The following is a 19,293-nucleotide window of genomic DNA, read 5'->3' as shown; positions in this document are numbered from 1 at the left end:
GTCTATGTTAAGGGTCTACCACTCAAATCGTCTGGATGTGCTGGAAGCGCTGATGGAATTTATCGTTGAGCGCGAGCGGCTGGACGACCCTTTTGAGCCTGAAATGATGCTGGTGCAAAGCACCGGTATGGCGCAGTGGCTGCAAATGTCGCTTTCCCGTAAATTTGGCATTGCCGCGAACATTGATTTTCCGCTGCCGGCGAGCTTTATCTGGGAAATGTTTGTTCGCGTATTGCCAGACATTCCCGAGCAGAGCGCCTTCAACAAGCAGAGCATGAGCTGGAAGCTGATGGCGCTGCTGCCGGAAATGCTGCAGCACGATGAATTCGCCATGCTGCGCCACTATCTCAATGACGATGCCGATAAGCGCAAGCTGTTCCAACTGGCGTCCCGTACCGCCGATCTCTACGACCAATATCTGGTTTACCGTGCTGACTGGTTAATTCGCTGGGAAGCGGGTGAGCGGGTTGAAGGGCTACCGGAGGCGCAAATCTGGCAGGCGCCGCTGTGGAAAGCGCTGGTTGAGCATACGGAGAAACTGGGCCAGCCTAAGTGGCACCGTGCCAATTTGTACGATCGGTTTATCTCGATACTCGAAAATGCGTCGGAGCGCCCGGCCCGTCTGCCGTCACGCGTCTTTATCTGTGGGATATCCGCATTACCCCCTGTCTATCTGAAGGCACTGAATGCGCTGGGTAAACATATTGATATTCATATTTTGTTTACCAACCCCTGCCGGCACTATTGGGGGGATATCCTCGATGAACGCTGGCTTTCACGACTGGTAACCCGCCAAAGAAAGCGCCTTTTTGAAGAGCGATCCGTCCCTTTGTTTAAAGACGGCTCCACCGCCGCGCAGCTTTTCGATGAAGACGGTATTCAGAACCTGCCCAATCCGCTACTTGCCTCATGGGGGAAGCTGGGACGTGATTACATTCACATGCTCTCTGATATCACTTCTTCGGGTGAAGGCGATGTGGATGCTTTTGTCGAGATCGCCCCGGATAACCTGCTGCATAACATTCAGCTCGATATTCTTGATCTGGAAAACCGTGCCGTTATGGGCGTGACGGCGAAAGAGTTTGAACGCAGCGACAGCAAGCGGAAGCTGGATGCTGACGATCGTAGTATCACGATCCATGTGTGCCATAGCCCGCAGCGTGAGGTCGAAGTGCTTCACGACCAGTTGCTGGCGATGCTGCAGGACGATCCCGAACTCACGCCGCGTGACATCGTGGTGATGGTGGCAGACATCGATAGCTACAGCCCCTTTATTCAGGCTGTTTTCGGCAGTGCGACAGGGGAGCGATACTTGCCTTACGCTATCTCTGACCGTCGCGCTCGTCAGTCGCATCCCGCCTTGCAGGCCTTTGTTACCCTGCTTTCACTGCCGGATAGCCGCTTCATCTCGGAAGATGTCCTGGCGTTACTGGATGTTCCCGTGCTGGCCGCACGCTTCAACATCAATGAGGAAGGGCTGCGCTACCTTCGCCAGTGGGTGAATGAATCTGGCGTGCGCTGGGGGATTGATGACGACAACGTCCAGGAGTTCGAGCTTCCTCCGACCGGGCAACATACCTGGCGGTTTGGCCTGACGCGTATGCTGCTGGGCTACGCCATGGAAAGCAGTCAGGGCGAGTGGAATGAGGTGCTGCCATACGATGAGTCCAGCGGTTTGATTGCTGAACTGGTGGGGCATTTAGCGTCTCTGCTGATGCAGCTTAACCGCTGGCGTCGTGAGTTAATGCAGCCGCGTCAGCTTGAAGAGTGGCTTCCGGTTTGCAGGGCGTTGCTCAATGATTTCTTCCTGCCAGACAGTGACACCGAAGCGGCGATGGCGCTCATTGAAACGCAGTGGCAGGCTATCGTCGACGAGGGCGTGAATTCCCACTATCACGAGGCGATTCCATTGTCGCTGCTGAGGGATGAATTGACGCAGCGTCTTGACCAGGAGCGAATCAGTCAGCGTTTCCTGGCGGGCCCAATCAATATCTGCACGCTGATGCCAATGCGTTCAATCCCCTTTAAGGTGGTCTGTTTGCTCGGCATGAATGATGGCGTTTATCCTCGCGCCCTGGCGCCGCTGGGGTTCGATTTAATGAGCGCAAATCCAAAGCGGGGTGACCGTAGTCGTCGTGATGATGACCGCTATCTTTTCCTCGAAGCGCTCATCTCTGCCCAGAGTAAGCTCTATATCAGCTATATCGGCCGCTCCATTCAGGATAACAGCGAGCGCTTCCCCTCCGTTCTGGTGCAGGAGTTAGTGGATTATATCGGCCAGAGCCACTATCTGGCGGGTGATGAAGCCCTTAACTGTGATGAAAGCGAACAGCGGGTCAAGGCGCATATCACCTGTGTCCACAGCCGTATGCCGTTTGACCCGATGAACTACGTTGTTAGCGAACAGCAGAGCTATGCCCGCGAGTGGCTACCGGCGGCGAAAAAGGAGGGGAGAGCACATACGGATTTCATTCAGACACTTGACCCGCTGCCCATTAACACCCTGACTTTTGAACAGCTTCAACGCTTTTGGGCGCATCCTGTTCGCGCCTTCTTCCAGCAACGATTGCAGGTCAACTTCCGTTCTGAAGAGAGCGAAATTCCGGATGCAGAGCCTTTTACGCTGGAAGGGCTGGAGCGCTATCAGTTAAATCTGCAACTGCTGAATGCACTGGTTGACGAGGAAGATGCTGACAAGCTTTATCGCCGCTATCGTGCGGCAGGGCAACTGCCTTACGGCGCGTTTGGGGAGATCGTCTGGGAGGCGCAATGCCAGGAGATGAACGCTCTGGCGGAGCGCGTAAGAGAGCAGCGTCAGCCCGGACAAAGTCTTGAAATCGATCTCAGCTGCAATGGCATCCAGCTCACCGGCTGGCTCACTCAGGTTCAGCCTGATGGGCTGCTGCGCTGGCGGCCTTCACTGCTCAGCGTTTCACAAGGATTGCAACTCTGGCTGGAACATCTTGTCTACAGTGCGTTGGGCCACAAAGGCGAAAGCCGGATCTTCGTGCGCAAAGAGGGCGAGTGGCGCTTTCCGCCAATGGAGGCAGATCAGGCGTTTCGCTACCTCTCTTTGTACATTGAAGGCTATCTCCAGGGAATGAACAAACCCCTGCTGTTATTGCCTGAAAGTGGTGGCGCGTGGATAAAAGCCTGTTACGACGCACAGAATGATGCGATGTTAACGGATGAGGCTTCTCTGCAGAAAGCGCGCAGTAAATTTATGCAGGCCTATGAAGGGAACATGATGGTGCGCGGCGAGGGGGAAGATGTCTGGTATCAGCGCCTATGGCGCACGCTCGAACCAGAGTACTTTGAGGCTATCACGGAAGAGGCAAAGCGCTACCTGTTACCGTTGTTTAAATTTAATCAGTCCTGAGCGCTGTATAAAAATTGCGCAGTATGGGGTGTTCATTTATGATGCACTTCTTATCACGGACTGATGTACCCCCAATAAAGAGATGTTGGCGTGTCCAGCACGCAGTGTGTTAATGATGTTTACCCTAAATAATTCGAGTTGCAGGAAGGCGGCAAGGGTGTGAATCCCCTGGAGCTTACATAAGTAAGTGACTGGGGTGAACGCACGCAGCCAACGCACATGCAACTTGAAGTATGACGGGGATAGCCGTGATAAAGAGGTCGTAATGCCAGGCAGCACCGTGTTCAAAGCGTTTGTTTTGTTTATCGCCCTTTGGGCTCCCTTCACTCAGGCAGACTCCGGTTGGCAACCCGTTCAGGACACTATCCGTAAGAGCGAAAAAGACACCCGGCAGTATCAGGCGATCCGGCTTGATAACGGCATGACCGTGCTGCTGGTTTCCGATCCGCAGGCGGTGAAATCCCTCTCGGCATTGGTCGTGCCGATTGGATCGCTGGAAGATCCTGAGGCTCACCCGGGGCTGGCGCATTACCTCGAACACATGACGTTAATGGGGTCAAAGAAGTATCCGCAGCCGGATAGCCTGTCCGAATTTCTAAAAATGCATGGCGGCAGCCACAATGCCAGCACGGCACCTTACCGCACGGCCTTTTATCTCGAAGTCGAAAATGACGCGCTGGACGGGGCGGTTGATCGTCTTGCGGATGCTATCGCCGCGCCGCTGCTGGATAAAAAGTACGCCGATCGTGAACGCAATGCAGTGAATGCCGAACTGACGATGGCCCGTACCCGAGACGGTATGCGTATGGCGCAGGTCAGCGCTGAGACGATCAACCCGGCGCACCCAGGTGCACGCTTCTCGGGCGGCAATCTGGAGACGCTCAGCGATAAACCCGGCAGCCCGGTCATTGATGCTCTGCATGCGTTTCGCGACAAATACTACTCAGCCAACCTGATGAAAGCGGTTATTTACAGCAACAAACCGCTGCCTGAACTGGCTGGTTTGGCGGCAAAAACGTTTGGCCGGGTGCCAAATAAAAATATCGACCAGCCAAAGATTGACGTGCCGGTTGTCACGGACGCGCAAAAAGGGATCGTCATCCACTACGTTCCTGCCATGCCCCGCAAAGTGCTGCGCGTTGAGTTCCGCATTGATAACAACACCGCACAGTTTCGCAGCAAAACCGACGAGCTGGTGACCTACCTGATTGGTAACCGCAGTCCGGGAACATTATCCGACTGGCTGCAAAAACAGGGGCTGGTGGAAGGGATTCGCGCCGATTCGGATCCTGTTGTAAACGGCAACAGCGGCGTGCTGGCAATTTCCGCCACCCTGACCGACAAAGGGCAGGCCAACCGTGATGAAGTGGTTGCCGCTATCTTCAGCTACCTCTCTTTGCTGCGTGAGAAAGGCGTCGATAAGCGCTATTTTGATGAACTCGCTCATGTGCTGGATCTCGATTTCCGTTACCCGTCCATCACCCGCGACATGGATTATGTGGAGTGGCTGGCGGATACCATGATCCGCGTGCCGGTGGAACACACCCTCGATGCGGTCAATATTGCCGATCGCTATGATGCGGCGGCGTTAAAAGCGCGCCTGGCGATGATGACCCCGCAGAATGCCCGTATCTGGTACATCAGCCCGAACGAACCGCATAACAAAACCGCCTACTTTGTCGATGCACCTTATCAGGTAGACAAGATCGGCGACCAGACCTTCGCTGCCTGGCAAAAGAAGGCTGGAGAGATTGCGTTGACGTTGCCGGAACTGAACCCTTACATTCCGGATGATTTTACGCTTATCAAAACCACTAAGGATTATCCGCACCCCGAGCTCATTGTCGATGAGCCGACGCTGCGCGTGGTGTATACCCCAAGCCGTTATTTCGCGAGCGAGCCAAAGGTGGATGTCAGCGTGGTGCTGCGTAATCCGAAAGCGATGAATAGTGCCAAAAATCAGGTGATGTTCGCGCTTAATGACTATCTCGCGGGTATCGCGCTCGATCAGCTTAGCAACCAGGCAGCCGTTGGCGGGATCAGCTTCTCCACCAATGCCAACAATGGTTTGATGCTGAATGCAAATGGCTATACCCAGCGTTTGCCTCAGCTGTTCCAGGCACTGCTGGAGGGCTATTTTAGCTATACGCCGACGGAAGAGCAGCTTGAGCAGGCCAAGTCCTGGTATGCGCAGATGATGGATTCTGCGGAAAAGGGCAAAGCCTACGATCAGGCGCTGATGCCAGCGCAAATGCTGTCGCAAATCCCGTATTTCCAGCGTGAAGAACGCCGGGCATTGCTGCCATCTATCTCATTAAAAGAGGTGCTGGATTACCGTGATGCGCTGAAAACTAACACGCGTCCTGAGTTCCTTATCGTCGGTAACATGAGCGAGGATCAGGCTAAAACGCTGGCAGAGAATGTCCGCACTCAGTTGGGTTCGAAAGGCGACGAGTGGTGTCGTAATCAGGACGTGCTGGTTGAGAAAAAACAGAATGTGATTTTTGAAAAAGCGGGGAGCAGTACCGATTCCGCGCTGGCTGCAGTGTTTGTGCCCACGGGCTATGACGAATTCTCCGGGTCCGCACAGAGCGCGGTGCTGGGGCAGATTATTCAGCCGTGGTTCTATAACCAACTGCGCACGGAAGAGCAGCTTGGCTACGCGGTATTTGCTTTCTCGATGAACGTTGGCCGTCAGTGGGGGCTGGGCTTCCTGCTGCAAAGCAGCGATAAACAACCGGCCTATCTCTGGCAGCGCTATCAGGCGTTCTTCCCGCAGGTGGAAGCAAAGCTGCGGGCCATGAAGCCGGAAGAATTTTCCCAGATCCAGCAGGCCGTCATTGCGCAGGTGATGCAGCCGCCGCAGACGCTGGGCGAAGAGGCGTCGCAGCTGAGCAAAGATTTTGATCGCGGTAATATGAAATTTGATTCGCGTGATAAAGTAGTGGCCGAGATAAAACAGCTGACGCCGCAGAAGGTTGCGGACTTCTTCCATCAGGCCGTGATTAAGCCGCAGGGCATCACCATTCTGTCTCAGGTTTCCGGTAGCCAGAACGGGAAAACGGAGTACGTGAACCCGCACGGCTGGAAAGTCTGGAAGAGCGTCAGCGCGCTGCAGCAATCAATGCCCTGGAGTAAGAAAGAATGACCGATACCGCTGAGTCCCTTGATCCCTTACGTTTACCTCTACAGGGTGAACGATTGATTGAAGCCTCAGCGGGAACGGGAAAAACGTTTACCATTGCCGCGCTCTATCTGCGCCTGCTGTTAGGGCTTGGCGGTAACGCTGCTTTTCCGCGCCCTTTGAGCGTTGAAGAGCTGTTGGTCGTGACCTTTACCGAGGCCGCCACCGCTGAGTTGCGCGGCCGTATTCGTACCAATATTCACGAACTGCGCATCGCCTGCCTGCGCCAGAGTACGGATAACCCTCTCTACGCGAGCCTTCTGGAAGAAATTGCTGATAAGCAGCAGGCCGCCCAGTGGCTGCTCCTTGCGGAACGACAGATGGACGAAGCGTCCGTCTTCACCATTCACGGGTTTTGCCAGCGCATGCTGAGCCTGAATGCGTTCGAATCCGGCATGCTGTTTGAACAACAACTCATTGAAGATGAATCCGTGCTGCGCTATCAGGCCTGTGCGGATTTCTGGCGTCGCCACTGCTACCCGTTACCGCGCGATATCGCCGAAGCGGTACATGCCTTGTGGAAAGGGCCAGAGGCACTGCTGCGCGCCATCGATCGTTATCTTCAGGGGGAAGCGCCGGTCATCAAATCGCCGCCGCCAGCGGATGAAACCCTGGCCTCACGCCATGAAAAAATCATCGCGCGAATCGCAGACATCAAGCAAAAATGGAATGAATCAGTCGGCGAGATTGAGGCGATCATCGAGAGTTCCGGGATCGACAGACGCAAGTTCAACCGTGGCAACCAGGGAAAATGGATCGAGAAGATCAGCGCATGGGCGAAGGAAGAGACGCGCGGTTATCAGCTTCCGGACGCGCTGGAGAAATTCTCACAGCGTTTCCTGGTTGAGCGGACCAAAGCCGACGGCATTGTGCCTGAACATCCCCTGTTTGTGGCAATTGAAACTCTGCTGGCGGAGCCCCTGACGCTTAACGATCTGATGATCACCCGTGCGATGACGGAAATTCGCGATGCCGTGGCGCGCGAAAAGCGCCGGCGGGGCGAGCTGGGGTTTGATGACATGCTGAGTCGCCTTGATGCGGCGTTGTGCAGCGAAAATGGCGAAGCGCTTGCAGAGGCGATTCGTACTCGCTTCCCGGTCGCAATGATTGACGAGTTTCAGGATACCGACCCTCAGCAGTACCGTATTTTCCGCCGTATCTGGCGCCATCAGCCCGGCACCGCACTGCTGTTAATCGGCGATCCGAAGCAGGCCATTTACGCTTTCCGCGGTGCGGATATTTTCACCTACATGAAAGCCCGCAGTGAGGTTGATGCGCACTATACGCTCGATACCAACTGGCGATCCTCTCCCGGCATGGTGGAAAGCGTTAACGCGCTGTTCAGTCGCATGGATATGGCGTTTATGTTCCGGGAAATCCCGTTTCTGCCGGTCAAATTTGCCCCGAAAAACGATTCGTTGCGCTTCGAATTCAACGGTGAGACGCAGTCCGCCATGCACTTCTGGCTGCTGGACGGCGAAGGCTGTGGCGTCGCCGACTATCAAAATGCCATGGCCCAGTACTGTGCGGCGCAGATTAGGGACTGGCTCAGCGCAGGCGCGCGGGGAGATGCGCTGCTGTGGAAGGGCGATAAACCCGCGCCGGTAAAAGCATCCGATATCACGGTGCTGGTGCGAAGCCGCCAGGAGGCCGCGCTTATTCGCGACGCCCTGACGCTACTGAATATTCCGTCCGTCTATCTTTCAAACCGCGACAGCGTTTTTGAAACGCTGGAAGCCCAGGAGATGCTTTGGCTGCTGCAGGCCGTGCTGGCGCCAGAGCGTGAAAGTACGCTGCGCAGTGCACTGGCGAGTGCGATGCTCGGGATGAATGCGCGTGATATTGATGTGCTCAACAATGACGAAGCCGCGTGGGATGCCGTGGTAGAAGAGTTTGTTCGCTACCGCGAAAAATGGCAAAAGCGCGGCGTGATGGCGATGGTGCGCGAGCTCATGGCAGAGCGTCACATTGCGGAGAACATGCTCGCAACCGCGGGCGGCGAGCGCCGTCTGACCGATATTCTGCATATCAGCGAATTGCTGCAGGAAGCGGGGACACAGCTGGAGAGCGAGCATGCCCTGGTGCGCTGGCTGGCGCAGCAGATTGCCGACCCGAACAGTAATTCGTCCAGCCAGCAGATGCGCCTTGAGAGTGATAAACACCTGGTGCAAATCGTCACCATTCACAAATCTAAAGGCCTGGAATATCCGCTGGTCTGGCTGCCCTTTATCGCCAATTACCGCGTGCAGGATCAGGCTTTTTACCACGATCGCGAGTCGTTTGAAGCGGTACTCGATCTCAGCAACGCAGAGTCAAGCGTTGAGCTGGCCGAAGCCGAGCGTCTGGCAGAAGATCTGCGTCTGCTTTATGTGGCGCTGACCCGCTCGGTCTGGCACTGCAGCCTGGGCGTTGCGCCGCTGTTTCGTCGCCGGGGCGATAAGAGCGGCGAGAGTGATTTTCATCTGAGTGCGCTGGGAAGGCTTATCCAGCGAGGCGAACCCAAAGATGCTGCCGGTCTGCGCCAGTGCATCGAATCTCTTTGCTCAGAGCATGTTGCCCTGCATATTCCGTCTCAGCCCGACAACAGCCGCTGGCAGACGCCGGAACAGAGAACGTCAGAGCTGCATGCCCGCCAGGTTGCCCGCACGATTGCCGACGACTGGCGCGTTACCAGTTACTCCGGTTTACAGCAGCACGGGCAAAGCGTTGCTCAGGATTTGATGCCTAAACTGGACGTAGATGCCGCAGGCGCAGGAAGCGTGCCCGCTGAACCGGTGCTCACACCGCATCAGTTCCCGCGTGGGGCCTCGCCGGGCACGTTTTTACACAGCCTGTTTGAAGAGCTGGATTTTACCCAGCCGGTCTCTGAAGAATGGGTGCTGAAGATGCTCCAGAGCGGCGGCTACGACGCCCAATGGCAGCCGGTTCTCACCGACTGGCTCCGCGCTGTTTTGCACGCGCCGCTCACGACACAGGGGATTTCCCTCAGCCAGCTGACCGCCAAAGATAAACAGGTCGAAATGGAGTTTTATCTCCCCATTGCCAGCCCGCTCAGGGCCGACGCGCTTGACGCGTTGATCCGTGAGTACGATCCGTTATCCGCCGGTTGCCCACCGCTCAACTTCCGCCAGGTTCAGGGGATGTTAAAAGGGTTCATCGACCTGGTTTTCCGCCACGAAGGGCGCTACTACCTGCTGGATTACAAATCGAACTGGCTGGGTGAGAACAGCGAAGCCTATACCCAACAGGCGATGGCCTCAGCGATGCAAATGCATCGCTACGACCTGCAGTATCAGCTCTATACCCTGGCGTTGCACCGGTACCTGCGCCATCGCATGGCCGATTACCGTTACGAAGACCATTTTGGCGGCGTTATTTACCTGTTCCTGCGCGGCGTGGATGCTAACGACCCGCAGTCGGGCGTTTTTAGCACCCGTCCGGATGCGGAGCTGATTGAAAAAATGGATAACCTGTTTGCTGCACGCACAGAGGAGATGGCATGACGATGCAGGCGCTATTGCTGGAGGCGGTAGAACAACGATTATTGCGCCACCTGGACGTGCAGTTTGCCATGATGGTGGCGGGCGAGGCGCCAGCCGTTATGCTCGCTGCCGCCATTCTGAGTAAGGACGCAGGCGAGGGGCATGTGTGCCTTCCGCTGTCGCGTCTGGCTGTGGATGAGAAAATGCCTCCGGCGCTGCAGTCGTGTTTCGCGCTGCTCGGTGAGGCAGTGGACTGGCAGGCGATACTACTCCGCTCGCCTGCCGTCAGCGCGACCGATACCGGGACGCCACTGATTTTGACCGGCGAGCGTTTGTATCTGAACCGACTCTGGCGTAACGAACTGACGGTGGCGCGTTTCTTCAGCGAGACCAACGCCCCGCTTCCCTGCGATGAAGCGCAGCTCCGGCAAGTGCTGGATACGCTGTTTACCTCTGACGACGCGACTGACTGGCAGAAAGTGGCGGCCGCCGTGGCGTTAACGCGGCGGATCTCGGTGATTTCGGGCGGCCCGGGCACCGGGAAAACAACGACGGTGGCAAAACTGCTTGCCGCGCTGATTCAGTTATCCGGTGAGCAAAAGTGTCGTATTCGTCTGGCGGCTCCCACCGGTAAAGCTGCGGCACGTCTGACGGAGTCATTAAGCGGTGCCCTGCAAAAATTGCCGCTCACAGGGGAACAGCTTGCGCTTTTTCCCAATGAAGCCAGCACGTTGCATCGGTTACTTGGCGCGCAGCCGGGTAGCCAGCGTCTGCGCTACCATGCCGGTAACCCGCTACACCTGGATGTGCTGGTGGTGGATGAAGCGTCGATGATTGACCTGACGATGATGTCTCGGCTGATCGATGCTTTGCCGCCTCATGCGCGGGTCATTTTCCTCGGCGACCGTGACCAGCTAGCGTCCGTGGAAGCTGGGGCCGTGCTGGGTGATATCTGCACCTATGCCAGTCTGGGTTATACCGCGGAACGCGCGGAGGAGTTGGCCCGCCTGACAGGGTGTTCCCTTGCGGCGGAACAGCACTCGGTCGCGGGCGCGCTGCGCGACAGCTTGTGCCTGCTGCAAAAAAGCTACCGTTTCGGCAGCGACTCCGGCATCGGGCAGCTTGCGTCGGCGGTGAACCGGGGAGACCGGCACACGACCTGTGCGGTGTTTGACGGTACCTTTACCGACATTGAGAAAAAATCGCTGCAAAGTGGGGAAGAGTATCAGGCGATGCTGGATGATGCCCTGCTGGGGTATCAACATTTTCTCACCGGCGTACAACAGCAACGTCCGCCGGAGCAGGTGATTGCCGCGTTTGGCGAATATCAGTTGCTCTGCGCGTTGAGGGAGGGACCGTTTGGCGTCAGCGGCCTGAATGACAGGCTGGAACAGCTGCTGGCGCAGAAACGTAAAATCAACCGTACCCTGCACTCGCGCTGGTATGAAGGACGCCCGGTGATGATTTCCCGCAACGACAGTGCGCTGGGGTTGTTTAATGGCGATATCGGCATTGCACTCGATCGCGGGCAGGGGTTGCGCGTCTGGTTCCAGATGCCGGATGGTAGCGTGAAGTCCTTCCAGCCCAGCCGTTTGCCCGAGCATGAAACTGCGTGGGCGATGACGGTGCATAAATCGCAGGGCTCTGAGTTTAACCATGCGGCGTTGATCCTGCCGACGCAGCTTTCACCTGTCGTTACCCGCGAGCTGATCTATACCGCCATCACGCGTGCGCGTCAGCGCCTGTCGCTGTATACCGATGAACGCGTGCTGATGCAGGCCATCGCCACCCGCACGGAACGCCGAAGCGGGCTGGGCGCAATCTTTGAGTCTCTCTGAATGAGGGACGAAATGCAGGCCGGGTAAGCGCAGCGCTTCCCGGCAAGTGGCGTATTATCCCAGGTCGGCCATCAGCACTTTTGAACGGCGCTGATAGTTGTACATCTCTTTCTTCGTTTCCGGCAGGGAATCGATATCCACCGGCGTGAACCCGCGTTCCTGGAACCAGTGAATGCTGCGCGTGGTCAGGACGAACAGCTTGCTCAATCCCATCTGGCGCGCCTGCGCCGCCACGCGCTCTAGCAGCATTTCTCCGCGAGAAGAGCTCCGGTAGTCAGGATGCACAGCCACACAGGCCATTTCACCGATCTTCTCTTCCGGGAACGGATAGAGCGCGGCGCAGGCAATGGTCAGGTTATCGCGCTGAATAATGGTGAATTTGTCGATCTCCATCTCCAGCTGTTCACGGGAACGACGCACCAGAATACCCTGCTGTTCCAGCGGGCGGATCAGTTCCAGAATACCGCCGATATCGTTGATGGTCGCGCGGCGTATCTGCTCCGCACTCTCCATGACAATCTGGGTGCCGATGCCATCCCGGGAGAAGAGCTCCTGCAGTAAGGCCCCGTCTTCCTGATAGCTGATCAGGTGGCTACGGCGCACGCCGCTACGGCAGGCCTTCACCGCACCACGCAGAAAACGCACGGTGCCGGAGTGGTAATCTCCTTCGGCCTCCAGCGCTTCCACGCGCGCCTGGGCTTCATTCGGGAAGAGTTCCGGCACAATCACCCCTTCATCGTTAACGACGCCCTGTGAGGAGCAAAACCCAATCATTTTTTCCGCCTTCAGCTTGATAGCCAGCTGGGTGGCAATCTCTTCTGACGTGAGGTTGAAGCTTTCGCCGGTCACGGATACCGCCACCGGGCCCATGAGCACGATGGCACCGCTGTCCAGCTGACGGTGAATGGCCTCTTCATCAATACGACGAATGCGACCGCTGTGGCAGTAATCCACGCCATCGTCCACGCCGAGGGGCTGGGCGATGATAAAGTTGCCGCTCACGACGTTGATATGCGCCCCCTGCAGCGGCGTGTTGTTCAGACTCATCGACAGGCGAGCCGTAATATCCAGCTGCAGCAGCCCCGCCGCCTGTTTCACCAGTTCCAGGGTTTTCGCATCTGTGACGCGGGTATGTTTGTGATAAATCGGCTCGTGGTGGTGAGCGGCCAGGTTGGCATCGATCTGCGGGCGCGCGCCGTAGACCACCACCAGGCGGATCCCGAGACTGTGCAGCAGGCCTATGTCATTGACTATGCTTGAAAAGTTTTCATGTTCAATGGCTTCGCCACCAAGCATGATGACAAACGTTTTTCCCCGGTGGGCGTTGATATAGGGAACAGAATGGCGGAATCCCTGGACCAGTTCGGTTCTACGTTCCTTCACCATGGCACAACCCTTAATGAATGTTTATTCGTAATTTCTGTATTTTTATTCGATTGTGGCCGCGTGTGCAAGTGCAAATTTTCTGCGACCCACAGAAATGAATAAGTAATCCGTGCGTTAGCAGCGAATTGTTTACCCTTTTATAGATGACAGTTTATGCGTCATTCGTTAAAGTTTTCGGTCAATCTGGACTTTTGTATATCAGTTCGTTTTCTTGCTCGGGAGAAGCATGTCGGGATCCAATTCAGCAATAAGCCGCCGCCGTTTGTTAAAAGGGGCCGGGGCAATGTGGTTGCTTAGCGTCAGCCAGGTCGGCCTTGCCGCCACGAGTCAGGTGGTGGCGGTGCGCGTCTGGCCGTCGTCGACGTACACGCGCGTGACGGTCGAATCCAATCGTGTGCTGAAATATAAGCAATTTGCCCTCAGCAATCCTGAACGTGTGGTAGTGGATCTCGAAGGCGTGAACCTTAACTCCGTGCTGAAGGGGATGGCGGCGCAGATCCGCGGTGACGATCCGTTTATTAAATCGGCGCGCGTCGGGCAGTTTGATCCGCAAACCGTGCGTATGGTGTTTGAGCTCAAACAGAACGTGAAGCCGCAGCTGTTCGCTCTCGCCCCTGTGGCGACGTTTAAAGAGCGTCTGGTAATGGATATCTACCCAGCCAATGCAACGGATATTCAGGATCCGCTTCTGGCCCTGCTGGAGGATTACAACAAAGGCGATCTGCAACGTCAGGTTCCGCCTGCGCAAAGTGGTCCGCAGCCGGGCAAAGCGGGGCGCGATCGCCCGATTGTGATCATGCTCGATCCTGGCCACGGCGGCGAAGACTCGGGTGCGGTGGGGAAATATCATACGCGGGAGAAAGACGTGGTGCTGCAAATTGCCCGTCGTCTGAAGGCGTTGATTGATAAAGAGGGCAATATGCGCGCCTACATGACGCGCAATGAAGATGTCTTTATCCCGCTGAAAGTTCGCGTGGCGAAAGCGCAGAAGCAGCGCGCGGATCTCTTCGTCTCGATCCACGCAGATGCCTTTACCAGCCGTCAGCCGAGTGGATCGTCAGTGTTTGCGCTCTCAACCAAAGGCGCGACCAGTACCGCGGCGCGTTACCTGGCCGACACTCAGAACGCCTCGGATCTGATCGGTGGCGTGAGCAAAAGCGGTGACCGCTACGTCGACCACACGATGTTCGATATGGTGCAGTCCCTGACCATTAACGACAGCCTGAAGTTTGGTAAAGCGGTGCTGGGCAAGCTGGGTAACATCAATAAGCTGCATAAAAACAGCGTTGAGCAGGCCGGGTTTGCGGTGCTTAAAGCGCCGGATATTCCCTCCATACTGGTCGAAACGGCGTTTATCAGTAACGTTGAAGAGGAGCGTAAGCTCAAGACGGCAAAATTCCAGCAGGAGGTGGCGGAGTCGATTCTGGCGGGGATTCGGGCGTATTTCTCAGACGGGGCGACGCTGGCGCGACGCGGATAGCGCATTCAGCCGGGTGAAACGCCCGGCACATTCACAAACGACAGATACAAAAAAACACCCTTCAGGGTGTTTATTGTTTTCAGAAGTGTTGGTTGCGGGGGCCGGATTTGAACCGACGACCTTCGGGTTATGAGCCCGACGAGCTACCAGGCTGCTCCACCCCGCGTCCGTCTTTCTACTCTTGTAGAAACTTACTTCTTCAAATTTGATTGGTTGCGGGGGCCGGATTTGAACCGACGACCTTCGGGTTATGAGCCCGACGAGCTACCAGGCTGCTCCACCCCGCGTCCGTCTTTCTACTCTTGTAGAAACTTACTTCTTCAAATTTGATTGGTTGCGGGGGCCGGATTTGAACCGACGACCTTCGGGTTATGAGCCCGACGAGCTACCAGGCTGCTCCACCCCGCGTCCGTCTTTCTACTGTTGTAGAAGATACTTCATCAAATTTTAATTGGTTGCGGGGGCCGGATTTGAACCGACGACCTTCGGGTTATGAGCCCGACGAGCTACCAGGCTGCTCCACCCCGCGTCCGTGGATGCGCACTATACTCGGATAGGTTTGTGATGCAACCCCTTTTTTACATAAATCATGATTTTGTATGCAAATTGAACGACATGGCGCTGTATGGACTATTTTTTGCGCAAAATTTGCCAAAGGGCATGCGAACGCATTTCATTAGCCCTGGCGGTTTGTTATCTTCATCACGCGGAAATGGGCAACTTAAAGACGAGATATAATGAAAGGACGTTGGGCGAAGTATCTGATGGCAGGCGCAATGGTAGCGATTCTTGCGGCCTGCTCTTCCAAACCGACCGATCGCGGTCAACAGTATAAAGACGGGAAGTTATCCCAGCCTTTCTCTTTAGTTAATCAGCCTGATGCTGTCGGTGCTCCGATCAACGCCGGCGATTTCTCCGAGCAGGTTTACCAGATCCGCAATGCGTCGCCGCGTCTGTATGGCACTCAGAGTAGCGTGTACAACGCGGTCCAGGACTGGCTGAAAGCAGGCGGTGATACGCGCAACATGCGCCAGTTTGGTATTGACGCCTGGCAGATGGAAGGGGCGGATAACTACGGCAACGTCCAGTTCACAGGGTATTACACGCCCGTGATTCAGGCGCGACACACGCGCCAGGGTGAGTTCCAGTATCCTATCTACCGTATGCCGCCAAAACGCGGTCGTCTGCCTTCTCGTGCAGAGATCTACGCGGGTGCGCTGAGCGAAAACTACGTTCTGGCTTACAGCAACTCCCTGATGGATAACTTCATCATGGACGTTCAGGGCAGTGGCTACATCGATTTTGGCGACGGTTCGCCGCTTAACTTCTTCAGCTATTCCGGTAAAAACGGCCACGCCTATCGCAGTATTGGTAAGGTGCTGATCGACCGCGGTGAAGTGAAGAAGGAAGATATGTCGATGCAGGCGATCCGCGAGTGGGGCGAAAAGCACAGTGAAGCCGAGGTGCGTGAACTACTGGAGCAGAACCCGTCGTTCGTCTTCTTTAAACCGCAAAACTTCGCGCCGGTGAAGGGGGCGAGTGCCGTTCCGCTGATTGGCCGTGCGTCGGTGGCATCGGATCGTTCTATTATTCCTGCGGGTACCACGCTGCTGGCGGAAGTCCCGCTGCTGGACAACAACGGTAAATTCAACGGTCAGTATGAGCTGCGTCTGATGGTGGCGCTGGATGTGGGCGGGGCGATTAAAGGCCAGCACTTCGATATTTATCAGGGCATTGGTCCGGATGCTGGCCACCGTGCGGGCTGGTATAACCACTACGGACGCGTGTGGGTGCTGAAGGCCGCACCGGGTACCGGAAACGTATTCAGCGGTTGATTGTGGTATTCTGAGCGCAATACGGATTACTTGTTCAGGGTGAGGAAGAACCTCACCCTTTTTACATCTGAGGTTTTATGTCTGTGGTAATCAGCGATGCCTGGCGTCAGCGTTTTGGCGGCACGGCACGTCTCTATGGTGAAAAAGCCCTGCAGCTGTTTGCGGATGCGCATGTCTGCGTCGTGGGCATTGGTGGTGTGGGGTCGTGGGCGGCAGAGGCGCTGGCGAGAACCGGTATTGGCGCAATCACGCTGATTGATATGGATGACGTTTGCGTCACCAATACCAACCGTCAAATCCATGCCCTTCGTGATAACGTCGGTCTGGCAAAGTCTGAAGTGATGGCGGAACGCATTCGTCTCATTAACCCGGAATGTCGCGTGACGGTGATCGACGACTTTGTCACGGCAGATAACGTCGCGGAGTACATGAGTAAAGGCTACAGCTATGTGATTGACGCTATCGACAGCGTGCGTCCCAAAGCGGCGCTGATCGCCTACTGCCGTCGCTACAAGGTGCCGCTGGTCACGACGGGCGGCGCGGGCGGACAAATCGATCCGACGCAAATCCAGGTCGCCGACCTGGCGAAAACCATTCAGGATCCGCTGGCGGCAAAGCTGCGTGAACGCCTGAAAAGCGACTTTAACGTGGTGAAGAACAGCAAAGGCAAGCTGGGCGTTGACTGCGTGTTCTCAACCGAAGCGCTGGTCTATCCCCAGGCGGACGGGTCGGTCTGCGCAATGAAAAGTACGGCGGAAGGACCCAAACGTATGGATTGCGCCTCAGGGTTTGGGGCGGCCACCATGGTAACCGCTTCCTTTGGCTTTGTGGCGGTTTCTCACGCCCTGAAAAAGATGATGGCGAAGGCGGAACGTCAGGCCTGAGCCTGACGTGCTGCGTCCAGTACCGCGTCGCTGAGCGCGATCAGACCCTGACCGCGTGAGGCGCTGAGCTGCGCGCGCAGCCCGAGCTCATCGAAGAACATTAGCGGCGAATGTGCTAACAATTCTGCCGCGCTTTTCCCTTCCACTGCGGTTAACAGAACCGCCAGCAGTCCGCGCACGATACGGCCTTCGCTGTCGCCGAAGAAGTGAAGCTTCTCCCCGGATACGCTAAACCCGAGCCAGACGCGGTTCTCGCAGCCAGCGATCTCTTTCGCCTGCGCTTTAAGATCGTCTGAAAGCGTGGGGAGCTGCTTGCCCAGCAGGATCAGCTGACGATATTTGTCCTCCCACTGCGTAAGGGGAACGAAGGTCTGTTTTAAGGTCTCTTCTGTGATGACCGTGCCGAACGGATGTCCGGCTAACGCTGCTTGAGTCATTAATCCACCAGTATTTCAAGGGCGCGGTCAACGGCGCTAATCAGTGCCTCGACATCGCTTTGAGTATTATACGGCGCAAACGAGGCGCGCAGGGTGCCGCTCACGCCGAGCGCTGCCAGAAGCGGCTGGGCGCAGTGCTGTCCTGCCCGCAGGGCAATGCCGTACCCGGCCAGCAGCGTCACCATGTCGCTATGATGAACGCCTGCGAAATCAAAGGCGAGCAGGCTCGAGTCTTGTACGCGGAACGAGCGGAAACCGGGGCGTTTTTTAAGTTCTTCTTCTGCCAGCGTCGCCAGGCCGCGGCTCCAGCTCTCCGCCTGAACAATGTCTGTTTCAGTCAGCCACTCCAGCGCAGCGCTTAAGCCAATCACGCCCGCCACGTTTGGCGTACCGGCTTCCAGACGATAAGGTACATCCTGCGTTTTGAAGCCGTCGAATGTCACCTCGGTAATCATTTTGCCGCCCCCGAGCCACGGCGTCATTTGCGTCAGCCGTTCCGGCTTGCCGTAGAGTGCGCCAATGCCGGTTGGCCCGTAGAGCTTATGTCCGGAGAAGGCATAGAAGTCGATATCAAGCGCCTGCACATCAGCCGGGAAATGCACTACCCCCTGCGCCCCGTCGACCATCACCACCATACCGCTGGCATGGGCAATCTCAATAGCGCGGGCCAGATCCGGGCAGCCACCGGTGACGTTGGACATCTGCCCCAACGCCAGGATGCGGCTGCGTGGGGTAATCAGCTCGGGCAAACGTGCCACATCAGGCAGGAAGTCTGCACCCAACGGAAGTTTGACAATCTGCGCCCCCGTTTGCTCGGCCACCATCAGCCACGGCACCAGGTTAGCGTGGTGTTCCGCCTCGCTGACGATGATTTCATCTCCTGCCTGCAGCCGTGGGCGGGCATAGCACTGAGCCACCATATTAATGGCTTCGGTCGTGCCGCGCGTCCAGACGATACTTTTTCCGCTTTCAGCATTGATCAGGCGTGCAACCTGATCGCGTGCGGCTTCGTAGCGCGCGGTTAAGCGCTGCGCTTCGGCAAACTGACTGCGATGCACGTTCCCGGCGCTCAGGCTGTAGAACTGCTGCGTCGCGTCAATCACCGCCTGGGGCTTCAAAGCGGTGGCGGCGCTATCAAGGTAAACACCGGCATCGGCCAGCACCGGGAACTGTGCGCGAAACTGCGCAGGACTGAAAGCGTTCATGGGACTCCTCATATCAATAACGCGATCGTCGCGCAATTTCAGCGGCAGGGCAAGGAGGTTGATATCTATCAGATTCGTCTGCTTATCCTGGCGACCTCGTAAAAGCAGGTTATGCTAAATAGTGTTAGGCGGATGTTTTAGCCTGTTATAAATCGAGGTTTGAATAGCATTAATTGCTAAAGG

Annotated in this window: 10 protein-coding genes and 4 tRNA genes; 7 read left to right on the top strand and 7 right to left on the bottom strand. The window is 56.3% G+C overall.

The genetic code is table 11. The features are described 5' to 3' along the window. The first annotated feature begins 4 nt into the window (after positions 1-4). The 4 genes from recC to recD all read left to right on the top strand — a co-directional run bounded on the left by recC (position 5) and on the right by recD (position 11,883). Positions 5-3,379 carry an exodeoxyribonuclease V subunit gamma gene (gene recC, locus ACOTY9_RS12315; protein ID WP_348565890.1) on the top strand — a complete coding sequence of 1,125 codons (3,375 nt, stop codon included), beginning with the start codon at positions 5-7 and terminating at the stop codon, positions 3,377-3,379. A 265-nt stretch (positions 3,380-3,644) separates the two neighbouring features. After that, on the top strand, positions 3,645-6,527 hold the full coding sequence (gene ptrA / locus ACOTY9_RS12310) for a pitrilysin (protein WP_250128225.1): 2,883 nt from the start codon (positions 3,645-3,647) through the stop codon (positions 6,525-6,527). Next, on the top strand, positions 6,524-10,066 hold the full coding sequence (recB, locus tag ACOTY9_RS12305) for an exodeoxyribonuclease V subunit beta (RefSeq protein WP_348565889.1): 3,543 nt from the start codon (positions 6,524-6,526) through the stop codon (positions 10,064-10,066). The genes ptrA and recB overlap by 4 nt, the downstream gene beginning before the upstream one ends. Further along, on the top strand, positions 10,063-11,883 hold the full coding sequence (recD, locus tag ACOTY9_RS12300) for an exodeoxyribonuclease V subunit alpha (RefSeq protein WP_421637368.1): 1,821 nt from the start codon (positions 10,063-10,065) through the stop codon (positions 11,881-11,883). The genes recB and recD overlap by 4 nt, the downstream gene beginning before the upstream one ends. Before the next feature lie 54 nt (positions 11,884-11,937). On the opposite strand, the gene argA is transcribed toward recD, so the two are convergent. Then, on the bottom strand, positions 11,938-13,269 hold the full coding sequence (gene argA / locus ACOTY9_RS12295; RefSeq protein WP_014885072.1) for an amino-acid N-acetyltransferase: 1,332 nt from the start codon (positions 13,267-13,269) through the stop codon (positions 11,938-11,940). A 226-nt stretch (positions 13,270-13,495) separates the two neighbouring features. Here argA and amiC point away from each other — a divergent pair, with 226 nt between their 5' ends. Beyond that, positions 13,496-14,749 carry an N-acetylmuramoyl-L-alanine amidase AmiC gene (gene amiC / locus ACOTY9_RS12290; protein ID WP_348565887.1) on the top strand — a complete coding sequence of 418 codons (1,254 nt, stop codon included), beginning with the start codon at positions 13,496-13,498 and terminating at the stop codon, positions 14,747-14,749. A gap of 89 nt (positions 14,750-14,838) precedes the next feature. On the opposite strand, the gene ACOTY9_RS12285 is transcribed toward amiC, so the two are convergent. The 4 genes from ACOTY9_RS12285 to ACOTY9_RS12270 all read right to left on the bottom strand — a co-directional run bounded on the left by ACOTY9_RS12285 (position 14,839) and on the right by ACOTY9_RS12270 (position 15,278). Then, positions 14,839-14,915 (bottom strand) — tRNA-Met (locus ACOTY9_RS12285). Between the two features lie 44 nt (positions 14,916-14,959). Then, positions 14,960-15,036 (bottom strand) — tRNA-Met (locus ACOTY9_RS12280). Between the two features lie 44 nt (positions 15,037-15,080). Continuing rightward, positions 15,081-15,157, bottom strand: a tRNA-Met gene (locus ACOTY9_RS12275). Positions 15,158-15,201: 44 nt separating this feature from the next. Next, a tRNA-Met gene (locus tag ACOTY9_RS12270) sits at positions 15,202-15,278 on the bottom strand. Positions 15,279-15,486: 208 nt separating this feature from the next. Here ACOTY9_RS12270 and mltA point away from each other — a divergent pair. Beyond that, positions 15,487-16,584: a murein transglycosylase A gene (mltA, locus tag ACOTY9_RS12265; protein ID WP_014885070.1), complete on the top strand. Its 1,098-nt coding sequence runs from the start codon at positions 15,487-15,489 to the stop codon at positions 16,582-16,584. Between the two features lie 77 nt (positions 16,585-16,661). Further along, on the top strand, positions 16,662-17,468 hold the full coding sequence (tcdA, locus tag ACOTY9_RS12260; RefSeq protein WP_006811804.1) for a tRNA cyclic N6-threonylcarbamoyladenosine(37) synthase TcdA: 807 nt from the start codon (positions 16,662-16,664) through the stop codon (positions 17,466-17,468). On the opposite strand, the gene csdE is transcribed toward tcdA, so the two are convergent. Both csdE and csdA read right to left on the bottom strand, forming a co-directional pair. Then, on the bottom strand, positions 17,459-17,905 hold the full coding sequence (csdE, locus tag ACOTY9_RS12255; protein WP_348565886.1) for a cysteine desulfurase sulfur acceptor subunit CsdE: 447 nt from the start codon (positions 17,903-17,905) through the stop codon (positions 17,459-17,461). The genes tcdA and csdE overlap by 10 nt on opposite strands. Continuing rightward, entirely contained in the window at positions 17,905-19,110 is a 1,206-nt protein-coding gene (gene csdA / locus ACOTY9_RS12250) for a cysteine desulfurase CsdA (RefSeq protein ID WP_348565885.1), read from the bottom strand. Before csdA ends, csdE begins: the two co-directional genes overlap by 1 nt. Positions 19,111-19,293 lie beyond the last annotated feature (183 nt).

The sequence above is a fragment of the Enterobacter cloacae complex sp. SHL012 genome, from assembly GCF_049237505.1.
GTDB lineage: Bacteria > Pseudomonadota > Gammaproteobacteria > Enterobacterales > Enterobacteriaceae > Enterobacter > Enterobacter kobei.
Note: the sequence above shows the minus strand (reverse complement) of the source record. Positions and strands in the feature narration are given on the sequence as shown.